The organism is Janthinobacterium sp. KBS0711 (assembly GCF_000988085.1).
Classification (GTDB): domain Bacteria; phylum Pseudomonadota; class Gammaproteobacteria; order Burkholderiales; family Burkholderiaceae_D; genus Janthinobacterium; species Janthinobacterium lividum_E.
Genome location: NZ_LBCO01000014.1, coordinates 11,011 through 25,695 on the forward strand (window position 1 = coordinate 11,011; position 14,685 = coordinate 25,695).

At 61.6% G+C, this 14,685-nt stretch carries 16 protein-coding genes; 5 read left to right on the forward strand and 11 right to left on the reverse strand.

Annotated elements, in window-relative coordinates:
- The 6 genes from VM94_RS28935 to VM94_RS08795 all read right to left on the reverse strand — a co-directional run.
- The coding region (locus VM94_RS28935) for an acyl-CoA dehydrogenase family protein (protein WP_046683312.1) at positions 1 to 703 on the reverse strand (703 nt) is incomplete at its 3' end.
- A gap of 38 nt (positions 704 to 741) precedes the next feature.
- Positions 742 to 1,410, reverse strand: a complete 669-nt coding sequence (locus VM94_RS08775; protein WP_046683167.1) for an SDR family oxidoreductase — start codon at positions 1,408 to 1,410, stop codon at positions 742 to 744.
- A 79-nt stretch (positions 1,411 to 1,489) separates the two neighbouring features.
- Positions 1,490 to 2,686, reverse strand: a complete 1,197-nt coding sequence (locus VM94_RS08780) for an acetyl-CoA C-acyltransferase (protein ID WP_046683168.1) — start codon at positions 2,684 to 2,686, stop codon at positions 1,490 to 1,492.
- Positions 2,683 to 4,482: a bifunctional isocitrate dehydrogenase kinase/phosphatase gene (gene aceK / locus VM94_RS08785; protein WP_046683169.1), complete on the reverse strand. Its 1,800-nt coding sequence runs from the start codon at positions 4,480 to 4,482 to the stop codon at positions 2,683 to 2,685. Before aceK ends, VM94_RS08780 begins: the two co-directional genes overlap by 4 nt.
- Before the next feature lie 53 nt (positions 4,483 to 4,535).
- Positions 4,536 to 5,720 carry an isovaleryl-CoA dehydrogenase gene (locus VM94_RS08790; protein ID WP_046683170.1) on the reverse strand — a complete coding sequence of 395 codons (1,185 nt, stop codon included), beginning with the start codon at positions 5,718 to 5,720 and terminating at the stop codon, positions 4,536 to 4,538.
- Positions 5,721 to 5,845: 125 nt separating this feature from the next.
- Entirely contained in the window at positions 5,846 to 6,250 is a 405-nt protein-coding gene (locus VM94_RS08795) for a MerR family transcriptional regulator (protein WP_046683171.1), read from the reverse strand.
- 710 nt (positions 6,251 to 6,960) lie between these two features.
- Between VM94_RS08795 and VM94_RS27745 the strand changes: the two genes are divergently transcribed.
- Together VM94_RS27745 and VM94_RS08800 are read left to right on the forward strand one after the other, a co-directional pair.
- Positions 6,961 to 7,368, forward strand: a complete 408-nt coding sequence (locus VM94_RS27745) for a hypothetical protein (protein ID WP_034753756.1) — start codon at positions 6,961 to 6,963, stop codon at positions 7,366 to 7,368.
- Positions 7,369 to 7,457: 89 nt separating this feature from the next.
- Positions 7,458 to 7,784, forward strand: a complete 327-nt coding sequence (locus VM94_RS08800; protein ID WP_046683172.1) for a hypothetical protein — start codon at positions 7,458 to 7,460, stop codon at positions 7,782 to 7,784.
- A gap of 154 nt (positions 7,785 to 7,938) precedes the next feature.
- Here the strand turns inward: VM94_RS08800 and VM94_RS08805 are convergent, their stop codons facing one another.
- The 5 genes from VM94_RS08805 to VM94_RS08825 form a co-directional block, all read right to left on the reverse strand.
- Positions 7,939 to 8,553 carry a UbiX family flavin prenyltransferase gene (locus VM94_RS08805; RefSeq protein ID WP_046683173.1) on the reverse strand — a complete coding sequence of 205 codons (615 nt, stop codon included), beginning with the start codon at positions 8,551 to 8,553 and terminating at the stop codon, positions 7,939 to 7,941.
- Positions 8,546 to 8,857 (reverse strand): Grx4 family monothiol glutaredoxin, encoded by a 312-nt coding sequence (gene grxD / locus VM94_RS08810; RefSeq protein WP_034753766.1) that lies wholly within the window; start codon positions 8,855 to 8,857, stop codon positions 8,546 to 8,548. The genes VM94_RS08805 and grxD overlap by 8 nt, the downstream gene beginning before the upstream one ends.
- Positions 8,858 to 8,962: 105 nt before the next feature.
- Positions 8,963 to 9,433 carry a GNAT family N-acetyltransferase gene (locus tag VM94_RS08815; protein ID WP_046683174.1) on the reverse strand — a complete coding sequence of 157 codons (471 nt, stop codon included), beginning with the start codon at positions 9,431 to 9,433 and terminating at the stop codon, positions 8,963 to 8,965.
- Between the two features lie 4 nt (positions 9,434 to 9,437).
- Positions 9,438 to 11,786 (reverse strand): Tex family protein, encoded by a 2,349-nt coding sequence (locus tag VM94_RS08820; RefSeq protein WP_046683175.1) that lies wholly within the window; start codon positions 11,784 to 11,786, stop codon positions 9,438 to 9,440.
- Positions 11,787 to 11,880: 94 nt separating this feature from the next.
- Positions 11,881 to 12,246: a hypothetical protein gene (locus VM94_RS08825; RefSeq protein ID WP_046683176.1), complete on the reverse strand. Its 366-nt coding sequence runs from the start codon at positions 12,244 to 12,246 to the stop codon at positions 11,881 to 11,883.
- 260 nt (positions 12,247 to 12,506) lie between these two features.
- On the opposite strand from VM94_RS08825, the gene VM94_RS08830 reads away from it, so the two are divergent.
- The 3 genes from VM94_RS08830 to VM94_RS08840 are packed head-to-tail and all read left to right on the forward strand — an operon-like array spanning position 12,507 to position 14,669.
- Entirely contained in the window at positions 12,507 to 13,169 is a 663-nt protein-coding gene (locus VM94_RS08830) for a secretin and TonB N-terminal domain-containing protein (protein ID WP_046683285.1), read from the forward strand.
- 2 nt (positions 13,170 to 13,171) lie between these two features.
- Positions 13,172 to 13,729 (forward strand): RNA polymerase sigma factor, encoded by a 558-nt coding sequence (locus tag VM94_RS08835; RefSeq protein ID WP_046683177.1) that lies wholly within the window; start codon positions 13,172 to 13,174, stop codon positions 13,727 to 13,729.
- Positions 13,722 to 14,669, forward strand: coding sequence for a FecR family protein (locus VM94_RS08840; protein WP_046683178.1), 948 nt, complete (start codon positions 13,722 to 13,724; stop codon positions 14,667 to 14,669). Before VM94_RS08835 ends, VM94_RS08840 begins: the two co-directional genes overlap by 8 nt.
- The last annotated feature ends 16 nt before the right edge of the window (positions 14,670 to 14,685 follow it).

Here is a 14,685-nt window from a genome sequence, read left to right on the forward strand (position 1 = left end):
ACAGGGCGATCTTGTAGCCTTGCCCTTCTTCGCCAATCATGTTTTCTGCCGGGATGCGGCAGTTGTCGAACAGGATTTGCGCCGTGTCCGACGAATGCTGGCCCATCTTCTGTTCCAGTCCCGCCACAATGTAGCCTGGCGTATTGGTCGGCACCCAGAAGGCGCTGATGCCGCGCTTGCCGGCTGCCTTGTCGGTGACGGCCATGACGATGGCCACGTCCGCATATTTTCCGCTGGTAATGAACTGCTTGGTGCCGTTGAGTACGTACTCATTGCCGTCGCGGGTGGCCGTCGTGCGCAGGGCCGAGGCGTCGCTGCCCGTGTGCGGTTCCGTCAGGCAAAACGCACCGAGCATCGCGCCTTGCGCCAGCGGACGCAGCCATTGTTCCTTTTGCGCGTCGTTGGCGTACATCATGGCGATGCTGCAGACGGGGCAATTGTTGACGGAAATGATGGTCGACGTGCCGCCATCGCCGGCGGCGATTTCTTCCAGTACCAGGGCCAGCGATACATAGTCGAGGCCGGCGCCACCGAGTGCTTCCGGCACGGCCACGCCAAAGGCGCCCAGCGCGGCCAGTTCCTGCAATTCTTCTTTCGGGAAATGATGTTCCTTGTCCCAGCGGGCCGCATTGGGCGCCAGGCGCTCGCGCGAAAAACTGCGCAGCGCTTCCTGGATCATGGTCTGTTCTTCATTGAGTATCATGGGACGTCGTCTCGTATTTTTTATAGTGGATGCAGGAATTACCAGCCGATGGGCTTGCCATCGTAATTGCGGAACACGGCCTTGTCCGTGGCCGGCAGGCTGGCCAGAGTGGCGCGGATGCCGGCAGCGCTTTGCTCGGGGGAAAGGTCGGCGCCGGCGCCGCCCATGTCCGTGCGTACCCAGCCCGGGTGGAAGGCCACGCAGCTGACGCCTTGCGGGCCATGCACGAGGGACGTGTCGATCAGCACGGAATTCAGGGCCGCCTTGCTGGCGCGGTACAGCGAGCCGCTGGGATTGCCCCGCTCGCTCAGGGAGCCCATGTGTGAGGACAGCACGGCCAGTTTCCCTTTGGCATTGCCTACCAGCGGCGCCAGGAGCGGCAGCAGCCGCATGGCCGCCAGCACGTTCGTGTGCATGACGGCATCGAAATCTTCTTGCGTGGGGGTGCCATCTTGACGCGGGCCATACACGCCCGCGTTGAGGATGGCCACGTCGAGTTTTTCATCGTCGAGCTTCCAGCCCAGGCCGGCACAGCCTTCCACGTCCGTCACGTCGAGCCGGTGCGCTTCCGCGCCCAGTTGCGCGAGGGCGTCGCAAGCGTCTTGCGTGCGCGCCGTGGCGATCACTCGCCAGCCGTCGTGGCGGTATTGACGGACGATTTCGTGGCCGATGCCGCGCGAGGCGCCGATGATCAATGCAGTAGGCATGTGTTCTCCCTGAGTAATCAATGAAAAGGCGCGCAGCGAGCATGTCCACACCGCGCGCGCCTGTCGTCAACAGAGCAGCTTATACCAGTTCGATCGCCATCGCCGTCGCTTCGCCGCCGCCGATGCACAAGGCTGCCACGCCGCGCTTGCCGCCGGTTTTTTTCAAGGCGCCCAGCAGGGTGACGATGATGCGCGCGCCCGAGGCGCCGATCGGGTGCCCCAGCGCGCATGCGCCGCCGTGGATGTTGATCTTGCTGTGCGGAATATCGAGGTCGTGCATGGCGGCCATCGGCACGGCCGCGAACGCTTCATTGATCTCGAATAAATCGACATTGCTGCTGCTCCAGCCCGTCTTGGCGTACAGCTTTTTCACCGCGCCGATGGGGGCCGTGGTGAATTCGTTCGGCGCCTGCGCATGCGTGGCGTGGCCGTGGATTTTCGCGATGACGGTGCAGCCGAGCTTTTTCGCCGTCGATTCGCGCATCAGCACGAGGGCTGCCGCGCCGTCGTTGATCGACGAAGACGAGGCGGCCGTGATCGTGCCATCTTTCTTGAAGGCGGCTTTCAAGGTGGGGATTTTTTCCAGGCGGGCTTTTTGCGGGCCTTCATCGATGCTGACGACGGTGTCGCCGCCGCGGCCAGAAACGGTCACGGGGGCGATTTCCCACTCAAAACTGCCATCCTTGGTGGCCGCTTGCGCGCGTTTCACGGATTCGATGGCAAACGCATCCTGCGCTTCGCGCGTGAAGGCGTACTGGCTGGCGCACTCTTCGGCAAACGTGCCCATCGAGCGGGCATTGCCCTTTTCATCGCGGCTGTAAGCGTCTTCCAGGCCATCCATCATCATGTGGTCATAGATCATGCCGTGGCCGATGCGGTAGCCGCCGCGCGCCTTCGGCACCAGGTAGGGGGCGTTGGTCATCGATTCCATGCCGCCCGCCACCACCACGTCGGCGCTGCCGGCGAGCAAGGTGTCGTGCGCGAACATGGTCGTCTGCATGGCCGAGCCGCACATTTTCGACAGGGTCACGGCGCCCGTGGAATCGGGCAAGCCCGCCTTGCGCAAGGCTTGACGCGCGGGGGCCTGGCCCTGACCGGCCATCAGGCAATTGCCGAAAAACACGTGTTCAACGGCGTCCGGTGCCACGCCGGCCCGTTCGACGGCGGCGCGGATGGCCACGGCACCCAGGTCGCTGGCGGTGACGTTGGCAAAGTCGCCCTGGAAGGCGCCCATGGGGGTGCGCGCGGCACCGACGATTACGACTGGATCATTCATGTTGGATCTCCGGTTAAGGGTGGGGAGGGTGACTGCATACAAAAACGCAGGTGCTGCGGATAGGGGAAGACGTCCTCGATATGGCCGTCGTCGATGCGCTGCTTGCGTGCCTGCCAGTATTGCGCCGTCAGCAGGTCGGCATGGTGCTGCATGAAATAGCGGCGGATGCGGGGATTGCCCAGCAGGAAGGTGCCGAATTGTTCGGGAAACACATCGTGCTTGCCGATGGGATACCACGGTTCGGCCGACATTTCTTCCTCCTCCGTGCGCGCCTCGGGGATGACGCGGAACTGGCAATCGGTGACGTACTCGATTTCATCGTAATCGTAAAAAACGACGCGCTGATGACGGGTCACGCCAAAGTTTTTATACAGCATGTCGCCCGGAAAAATATTCGCCGCCACCAGTTCCTTGATGGCATTGCCGTACTCGACGATGGCGTGTTCGACCAGGTCGTCGCGGCCTTCTTTCTCGGCATTGCTCAGCCACATGTTCAGCGGCACCATGCGCCGCTCGATATACAGGTGGCGGATGATGATCTGCTCGTGGTCTTCCTCGATCAGCGAGGGGGCGAACTGTTTCAGCTCGGCCAGCAATTCCTCGGCAAAACGGGCGCGGGGAAAGGCCACGTTGGAATATTCGAGCGTGTCGGCCATGCGGCCCACCCGGTCGTGGTGTTTCACCAGCAAATACTTTTGCTGGACTTGCGCGCGCGTGGTTTCCTTGGGCGGCGGGAAAAAATCCTTGATGACCTTGAAGACATACGGAAACGAGGGCAGGGCAAACACCAGCATCACCAGGCCGCGGATGCCGGGCGCGCTTTCAAAGTGATCCGACGAATGTTTCAAGTGCTGCAGGTAGTCGCGGTAAAACAGCGTCTTGCCCTGTTTCTGCAAGCCCAGGATCGTATAGATTTCGCTGCGCGGTTTGCGCGGCAGCAAGCTGCGCAGGAATTGCACATAGGCCGACGGCACTTCCATATCCACCAGGAAATACGCACGCGTAAATGAAAACAGCACGGCGATCTGCTGGTGCTCGAACAGCACCGTATCGAGCACGAGCTTGCCGTGCCGGTTGTGCAGAATGGGCACGACAAATGGATAATCGCGGTTGCCGTTGATGCCCTTGCCGACCAGGTAGGCGCCCTTGTTGCGGTAAAACAAGCTGGTCAGGACCTGGATCTGGTGGTTCGGCTCGAGCCTGTCGCCGCCGAACAGCTGCTGCAGCCGCGCTTCCACCTGGGCCACGTCACGCTCGAGGTTGGCAAAGGCGCAGTCGAGCTGGAAGTCCGTCACCATGCGTTGCAGGGTATGGCGCAAGCCATCCTTGCCTGGGTAATACACGCGGTAGGTGGGTGCCGGGTCTTGCGTTTCGATGTATTCCGTGGAAACGACAGGGCGCACGAAAATATAGTCGTTATTGAAATACGTGCGGTGCAGGATGTTGCAGCAGACGGAATTGAAGAAGGTTTCCGCCAGTTCCGGCTGCTTGTGTTCCGTCAGCATGCCGATGTAGTGCAGCTTCAGTTCGCGCCACACTTCGTCGCTCAACTCCGACTCTTCGTACTCATCTTCGAGCATCTGCACGCATTCCTGCACGCGCTTGTCATAAAAGTCGATGCGCTCGCGGGCCGCCGTTTGCGCCGCGGTCCAGGCGCCTTGCTCGAAATACTGCTTGGCTTGCTGGCTCGTTTCGCGGAACAAACGGTAATGCTTGTCGAAGCCGTCGCGGATGGTGCGCGCGATATCGAATGCAATCTGGGAAGAGAGCAATTTTGGGAAGGCAATGTGCGTCATATCTGTGCTCGCATGAATGGCTCATCACCCAGTCGATAATCGCGCGCCCGTGCTTACTTGGTTTCCGCAAACAGTTCGCGGCCTATCAGCATGCGGCGGATTTCGCTGGTCCCGGCGCCGATTTCATACAGCTTGGCATCGCGCCACAGGCGGCCGGCCGGATACTCATTGATGTAGCCGTTGCCGCCCAGGGCCTGGATCGCTTCGCCCGCCATCCAGGTGGCCTTCTCCGCACTATACAGAATGGCGCCGGCCGCATCCTTGCGCAACTGGCGCACGGCTTCCGGCGTGGTGGCGCGGTCGCAGGCCTGGCCCACGGCGTAGACATACGCCTTGCACGCCATCATGGTCGAATACATATCGGCCAGTTTGCCTTGCATCAACTGGAATTCGCCGATGGCCTGGCCGAATTGCTTGCGGTCATGTACGTAAGGCACGACCAGGTCCATACAGGCTTGCATGATGCCCAGCGGGCCGCCGGACAGCACGGTGCGCTCGAAATCGAGGCCCGACATCAGCACATTGACGCCCTTGCCCAGGCCGCCCAGCACGTTTTCGGCCGGCACTTCGCAATCCTGGAACACCAGTTCGCCCGTGTGCGAGCCGCGCATGCCCAGCTTGTCGAGCTTTTGCGCGATGGAAAAGCCCTTGAAATTCTTTTCGATCAGGAAAGCCGTCATGCCGCGCGGACCCGCTTCCGGGTCGTTTTTCGCGTACACCACCAGCACGTCCGCGTCGGGGCCGTTGGTGATCCACATCTTGGTGCCGTTCAAGACCCAGCGGTCGCCCTTGAAGTCGGCGCGCAGTTTCATGCTGACGACGTCCGAGCCCGCGTTCGGCTCCGACATGGCCAAGGCGCCGATGTGCTCGCCCGTGATCAGTTTCGGCAGGTACTTGGCTTTTTGCTCGGACGTGCCGTTGCGCTTGATCTGGTTCACGCACAGGTTCGAGTGGGCGCCGTAGGACAGGCCGACGGAGGCCGAGGCGCGCGAGATTTCTTCCATGGCGATGATGTGCGCCAGGTAACCCATGCCGGCGCCGCCGTATTCTTCGCTGACTGTGATGCCGAGCAAGCCCATGTCGCCCATCTTGCGCCACAGGTCCATGGGGAACTGGTCCGTGCGGTCGATTTCGGCCGCGCGCGGCGCGATTTCGGCGGCGGCAAATTGTTGGATCGCTTCGCGCAGCGAGGCGATGTCGTCGCCGTGGTCAAAGGTCAAGCCTGGGAGATGGAGCATGTCGTCCTCGTCGTCGTTATAAGTGTGGCGGTCATGGGTGCCGGTCAGTGAAGCTATGATACTCAGTTGTGACGTTTACGTAAACGTAAAGTAATGCGCGCGGCAGTTGTCCGCTGCCTGCGCCTTTAGCTGGTTTGCGCCTTATCAAGGTTCAGGTCCGCCAGCATGCGCGCGCACGCGTCTTCATGCGCGCTGATTTCCGCCAGCGCCATTTCAATGTCGATGCGCTGCTGCTCCAGGGTCTGCCGGTGCTGCGCCAGGACGCCCAGGAAGCGGTCCATCTGCGCCCGCGTATCTTTCGGCGACTCGTACATGTCGACCAGGCTCTTGATCTCCGACAACGCCAGGCCCAGGCGCTTGCCGCGCAGGGTCAGTTTCAAACGGGTGCGGTCGCGCGGCGTGTAGACACGGCTGCGTCCGCCAGCGCCTTCGCGTTTCGGGCTGAGCAAACCCTGGTCTTCATAGAAACGGATGGCGCGCGCCGTGATGTCGAATTCCCGCGCCAGTTCGGTAATCGTATAGGTCGTCATGGGTGCGGGCGGTGTCGGTTGCATGGGTGGTCGGTCACTGGATGGGGGCTGCGAGGCAATGGTGGCAAAGTGCCGTTTACGTCAACGTCAATACTATTGTAGCGTGCCCTGCCCGTGCTGCAACAAAGAAAAAGGAGGTCGTGACGGGAGAATTTGGCGAATCAGACAACAATTACTGAAAATAAATTGATTCTTCTTGCACAAACGCGCTTAAGATCGAGAGTTGGTGGCCAAGATGACACCAAAAAGAGCTTTCCTGGCATAACGGCGACATTCTTTTCGCTGCGATGGCAGTAAAATTTTTAGGCGCAGATTCTTTCCAATAGGCACGATCAAAAAACAACGTTTCACCATGAGCACGTTGTTGATGTCGTTTCTATATTGGAAACAAAATGGCCCTTCTGAAAACTTTGTCTACGAGAAATTGTATGACATGGGCATTGCGTGTATCGGTAGAGGAGGGCATTATCCGATACCGTACGTTGTAATGCCAAACCGAGGCTTTGAATCGTGCTGCAGTGCGAAAATCAAGGCTAGCCGCGAATTTGACCCGAAGCCACGCAGAATCGCAAGAGAAAATTCGGCCCACTTTTTGACCTGAAAAGCCCGGCTGGAGTGTTAATTGTTAATTGATGCTCTTTTCAAATGTAACAATCTGTATGGTCATTCAAGAAACTGACTTTCATGTTACAACATGAAATAGTACACCTATGAATTCTTCTAACGAACGCGAAAGCTTCAGCCAGCGACTTCAGTTGGCTCTCAAAAACGCCCATTATTCTCCAGACAGCCCGACCAGACTGGCCCGGGAATTCAATATCCGTTTCGACGGGCGCCCGATTACCGTGCATGCAGCTAGGAAATGGTTAGTAGGTGAAGCAATTCCGACGCAAGAGAAATTGCGCATGATTGCCCAATGGTTGGGCGTTCCGGCGGAATGGTTGCGTTTTGGCGGCCCGGAAAGCGCCACGCCGAACGGTGAAGCGGGCAGCGCTTTGTCGCGTTTTGAGTCCGCCGATGTGAAATTAATTGCCGATTTGCAAAGATTAGATGAACATCATCGTCAAATCGCGCGAGAATTTATTCGCATGCTGGTACGAGTCAACTACCAAAAGTAAGCATCCAGGCCCTCCCCGGCCGGCACCGTCCGCCTTTCGCTGGCGGTGCTCCCCCTGTCCTTTTATTTGCGCAAGGTCATACTGGAGACATGATTTTGCCGCACAATAAGACCTCGCATGTTGCGCTGCAGCGGAATTATTTAACAATAATCCCGCGTGCGGCGGCGCAGCGGCCAATACCAGCGCATAATCACATCAGAAGCAGCCAGTTCATCCACTACGGAGCCGAGCATTTGAGCCGTCTTATGAAAAGTAACTACAGCAATACCGCGCAGCTGAAGGACTTGATGACCGTGCCCCCCATGACTGCCGCGCAACATGCGGAAGTGATGCGCAAACGGATCGCCCACCGCAGGATGGTTGAAGAAGCCAGGGATTTGAAGCAGGCAAGTGCCACACAGTTCGAAAAACGCTAGTGGTGGATGCCTGACCAAAGCTACTGCGCGTCGCGCTTTGCGGCCGGCGATGCTCACCGTGCTTCAGCACGGTTGCGCTTCTCGGCCACAAATCACTGACGCTCGCTACGCTTTTGTCAGGCATCGTGACGCCAGAGTTACATCGTGACGCCAACTAGAGGATAGGGGTATCGCTTGCAGACTTGAGACCATTCCACCGTGGCGCCAGGCTGTGCTCGATGCCGAGCAGGTCGATGACGCGCGCCACCGTATGGTCGACCATCTCCGCGATGCTCTGCGGGTGGTGGTAGAAGCTCGGCAAGGGCGGGAAGATGATGCCGCCCATTTCGGTCACGGCCGTCATATTGCGCAGGTGCGCCAGGTTGAACGGCGTTTCGCGCACCATCAGGATCAGGCGGCGGCGCTCCTTGAGCACCACATCGGCTGCCCGCGTGATCAAATTATCGGACAAGCCATGCGCGACGGCCGCCAGGGTCTTCATCGAGCACGGTGCGACGACCATGCCATCCGATTGAAACGAGCCGCTGGCGATAGAGGCGCCGATGTCGCGCAGCTTGTGCACCACGTGCGCCTGCGCTTCGATTTCTTTGCGCCCCACACCCGTTTCCTGGTGCAGGGTCAGTACGGCCGCATCCGACAAGACCAGATGCGTTTCGACGCCGGGGGTGGCGCCTAGCAATTGCAGCAGCCGCAAGCCATACACGGCGCCCGTGGCGCCCGTGATGGCCACGACGATACGGCGCGGCCGCTGCGTTTGGCTATCAGGCATCCAGCAGGGACTTCAGTTCGCCCGATTCAAACATTTCATTCATGATATCGGAACCACCGATGAACTCGCCTTTGACGTACAGCTGCGGAATGGTTGGCCAGTTCGAGTAATCCTTGATGCCCTGGCGCACTTCCGGGTCATCCAGCACGTTGACGGTGGCGATGTTTTCCACGCCGCACGCTTTCAGGATCTGGATGGCGCGGCCGGAAAAGCCGCACTGCGGGAACTGGGCCGTGCCCTTCATGAACAGCACGACTGGCGTGTTCGTCACGGTTTCTTTGATCCAGGTTTGTACGTCGCTCATAGCTGCCTCTGATGGGTAAATAAATAGATGCCGTCATTTTATAAGAAAACGCCGGCACGGGTATGCGCTCAAGTCATAAATTGGGCAAGTCAGCCACGTTGACGCTTATAAGGTCTTGCCCAGGCACACCGATTGTGCCGCGCCCACGTATTTGCCCCAGGCAATGACGGGTGCATAGCCGTGTTTGGCATAAAACGCCACGGCGCGGCTATTTGCCACGCGGGTGGACAGGTGCAGGGCCTGGTAGCCATGCCGGCGCGCCTGCGCCTCCACATGGGCCAGCAGGGCCGCGCCCACGCCAGCGGAACCCGGGCGCGCATACATGCGCTTGAGTTCGCCTATGGTGCTGTCCGCTTCGCCCAGCGGGCGCAGGGCGGCGCAGCCCAGCAGTTCTCCGGCCGCATCGCGGGCCAGGTAAAAGCCGCCGCGCGGCGTTGCCGCTTCGATATCGAAGGAAGAACGGCCGCTGTCGCCATTGATGCGCAGCAGCGTGTCCGACAATGCATCGAGCAGCAACTGGGCATCGGCTCCGGCGGCGTCCACAGCCAGGATGATGAAGTCATGCCTGGCGGCCATGCACTTAGCCGCGCAGCTTGGCGAACGCAGCGGCCATGCTGCCGGCAGGCTCGGGCGCGTTGCGCGATTGCGACTGGTGCTGCGCCATGCTGCGGCGGTCATTGCGGTCGCCACGTTGCTCGGGCTTGCTGCCCGCTTGCGGCGCGCTGTCCGTCAAACGCATGGTCAGCGCGATGCGCTTGCGCTTCTCATCAACTTCCAGCACTTTCACACGCACGACCTGGCCAGCCTTCACCACCGTGTGTGGATCCTTGACGAATGTGTTCGACAGGGCCGAGATGTGCACGAGGCCATCCTGGTGCACGCCGATGTCGACGAAAGCGCCAAAGGCGGCCACGTTGGTGACCACGCCCTCGAGAATCATGTCCGGACGCAAGTCGCGGATTTCCTCCACGCCTTCCTTGAAGGTGGCGGTGGTGAACTCCGGACGCGGGTCGCGGCCCGGCTTTTCCAGTTCCTTCAAGATGTCGGAAATGGTCGGCACGCCAAACGTTTCATCCGCGTACTTTGCCGGGCTCAAGGTTTTCAGCAAGGCTGTTTCGCCGATGACGGCCTTGATATCCTTCTTGATGTCCGCCAGGATCTTTTCCACCAGCGGGTACGATTCCGGGTGGACGGCCGAGGCGTCCAGCGGATTCTCGCCGCCCATCACGCGCAGGAAGCCGGCTGCCTGCTCATACGTCTTGTCGCCCAGACGAGGCACGGCTTTCAGGGCCGCGCGCGAAGTGAACGCGCCCTTCATGTCGCGGTAGGTGACGATGCTTTGCGCCACGCTGGCCGACAGGCCGGACACGCGCGCCAGCAGCGGAGCCGACGCCGTATTGACGTCCACGCCGACGGCGTTCACGCAATCTTCCACCACTGCATCGAGCGAACGGGCCAGCTGGCTTTGGCTCACGTCATGCTGATACTGGCCCACGCCGATCGATTTCGGGTCAATCTTGACCAGTTCGGCCAGCGGGTCTTGCAGGCGGCGCGCGATCGAGACGGCGCCACGCAGGGACACATCCATGTCCGGCAACTCTTTCGAGGCGAATTCGGACGCCGAATACACCGACGCGCCCGCTTCCGAAACGACGATCTTCGTCATCTTCGCTTCCGGATGCTGCTTGATCAAGTCCTGCGCCAACTTGTCCGTCTCGCGCGAGGCCGTGCCGTTGCCAATCGAAATCAAGGACACATTGTGCTTGGCGGCCAGGCGGCCCAGGGTGTGCAGCGAGCCGTCCCAGTCATTCTTTGGCTGGTGCGGGTAGATCACGGCCGTATCGACGACTTTACCGGTGGCATCGACGACAGCAACCTTGACGCCCGTGCGCAAGCCTGGGTCGAGGCCCATGGTGGCGCGCTGGCCAGCCGGCGCGGCCAGCAGCAGCGCTTTCAGGTTGGTGGCGAACACGTTGATCGCGTCGAGTTCCGAGCGTTCGCGCAGCGCGCCCATCAGTTCCGTTTCCAGGTGCATGAAGCTTTTCACGCGCCAGGTCCAGCGCGCTGTGTCCGCCAGCCATTTGTCGGCCGGGCGGCCTTGCTGCTTGATGCCGAAGCGGGCGGCGATGCGGCCTTCGCACGGATTGTGCGGCGCATCCCATTTCGGTTTTTCCGCTTCCGTGTCCAGGCGCAGGGTGACGTCGAGGATGCCTTCGCGGCGGCCGCGCAGCAGCGCCAGCGCACGGTGCGAGGGGACTGTGGAAATGGTTTCCGAGTAATCGAAGTAATCGGCGAATTTTTCGCCTTCGTCCTGCTTGCCTTCCACCACTTTCGATTCGACGATGCCGTGTTCCTGCACGTATTCGCGCAAGGTTTGCAGCAAGGTGGCGTCTTCGGCGAAACGCTCCATCAAAATCTGGCGCGCGCCGTCGAGGGCCGCCTTGGTGTCAAGCACGCCCGGGTTGTTGCCGTCGGCACTAGTAAATGCGTCGCGCAGGAACTTGCCCGCTTCCGTTTCCGGCGTCAGTTCCGGGTTTTCCAGCAAGCCGTCGGCCAGCGGCATCAGGCCCGCTTCGATGGCGATCTGCGCCTTCGTGCGGCGCTTTTGCTTGTACGGCAGATACAGGTCTTCCAGGCGCGTCTTGTCTTCCGCGTGCATGACGGCGTCGAGCAGCTCGGGCGTCATCTTGTTCTGTTCCGTGATCGAGGCCACGATGGCGGCGCGCCGCTCTTCCAGTTCGCGCAGATAGCGCAGGCGCTCTTCGAGCAGGCGCAGCTGGATATCGTCGAGGCCGCCTGTCGCTTCCTTGCGGTAACGGGCGATGAAGGGCACGGTGGCGCCTTCGTCGAGCAGTTCGATGGCGGCGGCAACCTGCACCGGTTTGGCGGCAAGTTCAAGGGCAAGGCGTTGTTCGATAGTGGGCAGCATGGTTGTTTCCAGAGCGATCAAGCCTGGAATGATACGCAATCGGCGCGATTGCGCAATCTTGACAGCGCAAATGGACTGTGCGTTGACAACAAGGTCAACGTGGCGGCAGCAGCGGGCTGGCGGGCGGCGGAGCAGGCGGACGTTGCGGCGTGATGGACTTGCCGAAGGCATTGCCCATGCGGTGTTCGAGGGCGGCGCGGTTGTACAGGCCCAGCTGGTTCGACGGGCGCTGCATGACGGCTTCCGCGCCGGACAGGGCAGGCGGCTGCCGGTTCATGGTGTTGCTATTCGGCAATAATTTTTCACTCAAACAAGACATCGATTGCGCGCGCTGGCCATGGACTTCCACCTCGACGCAGCCCTTCTGCGGCGCGGGGGCTTGCACGACGACGGTGTGCTCGTCCGCCTGCGCGGGCAGGGCGGCGCAAGCGAATAAAACAGTCAAGAACAGGCGTGCCATGGCGGCTCCCGGAGCGGTGGAATCAGCCTCCAGCATAGCAAGGTCATGTGTCGCGGCGATGACACGGGCCGGAATGCGGGCTGGCGCCATGTCATGCACTTGTCATTTTATGAAGCTACCATCTTGCCATTCTGCAGACAACATTGCAGTCAAGACACTTCATAAGCAGGCTTTCTCGTTGATTTCCCTGGAAAATGACACTAACCCACCGCCGCGCCGCAACGGGCAATGCCCTGTCCGCCTGCTTGCTGATGACATTCATGACATTGATGACATTCGTGCGACCGGCTGCCAGTGCGGACGGGGCTGACGCCAGCACACATGCAACTCTGCGTTTCGACTTGCCCGCCCAGCCGCTTGACGCGGCCCTGGTGGCGTTTGGCGAAGTAACCGGGTATTCCGTGCTCGTCAGCAGTCAGCTGGCGGCCGGCAGAGTGGCCTCGCCCGTGCGCGGCGACTACACGCCGGCCGAAGCGCTGCAGCGTTTGCTGGCGGGTACGCAACTGGGCGCGCGTTTCAGCGACAGCAATGCCTTTACCTTGCTGGCGCTGGCCGATGCACCTGTGGCGCCGCCGCCCGTGCCGGCCGAAGCTGCGCCCGCCGCCGCACCATTGCAAGGCTATGCGGCGGTCCTGCAGCGCTCGCTTACGCGCGCCCTGTGCCGCTTGCATCCGGACGCTTTCGGCCGCTACCGCTTGGCCTTCCAGCTGTGGCTCGACGAGCGGGGCAAGGTGCGCGCCGTGCACGTGCTCGAGCCGAGCGGCGTGGAACAGCGCGACCGCGCCGTGCTGCAGCGCCTGCGCAGCCTGCTGATCGATGGCGCGCCGCCGGCGGGCTTGCCGCAGCCGCTGACGATTTTACTGACGCCGCGACCCAATCCCGATGCCGAGTGCGCGCCCTACCTCTTGCCTGGGGCACCCTGACCATGTCGGATTTGCTCAAAGCCACCTTGCGCAAGCTGTTCCTGGAACGCTACGGACAGTTTCGCCGCCATTTGCAGCGCCGCCTGGGCTCGGAAGACCTGGCCAATGACGCGCTGCATGAAACGTATTTGCGGGTGGAGCGGATGACGGCGCCCGAGGCGATCAGCTACCCGTCCGCGTATCTGATGCGCATCGCCATCAACATTGCGGAAGATCAACGCCGTGACAATGCGCGCTTGCTCAGCCTGCCCGATATCGACGATCTGTACGAGCTGGCCGACGAGCTGGCCGACCCGGCCCGCACCTTCAGTGCGCGCGCCGAACTGGAAGAACTGGAACGGGCCTTGCAGGAGTTGCCGAAACGCCGGCGCGCCATCGTCATCGCCGCCCGCGTCGACCAGTTGCCGCACCGCGACATCGCCGAGCGCTTCGGCATTTCCGCCCGCACGGTGGAGAAGGAATTGCGCGCCGGACTCGAACATTGTTGTGAGCGCATGGGACGCGATTTCATCCAGCGCTTCGGTCCCGGCGCGGGAAAAACGTCTAAACATCATGATTGAACAAACGGAAGACGACATGGGTGTCATCCAGAAGGAAGCGCAGGCGTGGGTCGTGCGCCTGGCCTCGGGCCAGGTCAGCGAGCGCGACGCGCAAGTGTTCCGTCACTGGTGCGCGCGCAGCCGCAGGCATGCGACGGCGTTTGCCGAGGCGCGCGCCGTGTGGGGCGCCATGGCGCCGGCCGCGCGCGCCGTCAAGCGGGCGCAGGCACCTGTCAACGTGGCTCGGCGCGCCTGGCTCGGCGGCGCCGTCGCCGCTTCGCTGGGCTTGCTGGTGCTGCGCCCGCCGACGGACCTGTGGCCGGCCGTGGCCGGTCTTGCCGCCGACTACGCCACGGGCACGGGCGAGCAGCGCGAAGTGGCGTTTGAAGGCGGCGTGCTGGTGCAAATGAATACGCAGACGCGACTCGATGTGGCGCCCGTGCAGGACGGCGCCGCGTCGCTGGTGCTGCTGGCGGGCGAAGCGGAATTCCAGGCCGGCTTGCGCGGCGCGGCGAGCGTGCGCGTGCAGGCGGGCGACGGCACGGTGTCGGCCGGCAGCGCGCGTTTCAATATCCGCCTGTTTGGCCAGGAAGTGTGCGTGACATGCCTGGCGGGCCGCCTGCGCGTGGCGCAGGCCGGCAACGATGCGGAACTTGCGGCCGGCCAGCAGCTGCGCTACCGGCCCGAGCATTTCGGCATCGCGCGCGCAGTGGCAAAAAGCGACGTCAGCGCGTGGCGCCAGCGCCTGCTGGTCTTCAAGCAAAGCACTTTGGCCGAGGTGGTGGATGAAGTGAACCGCTACCGTCCCGGCAAGCTGATCCTCAATGGCGACGTCTTGAAACAGGCACGCGTGCAAGCGAGCTTTTCGCTCGACCGCCTCGATGACGTGATCGCCCTGATCCAGGACGCGTATGGCGCGCGCGTGACGCGTTTGCCGGGCGGCATCGTGCTGTTCGGCTGAGCCCCGCCTTGGCGCG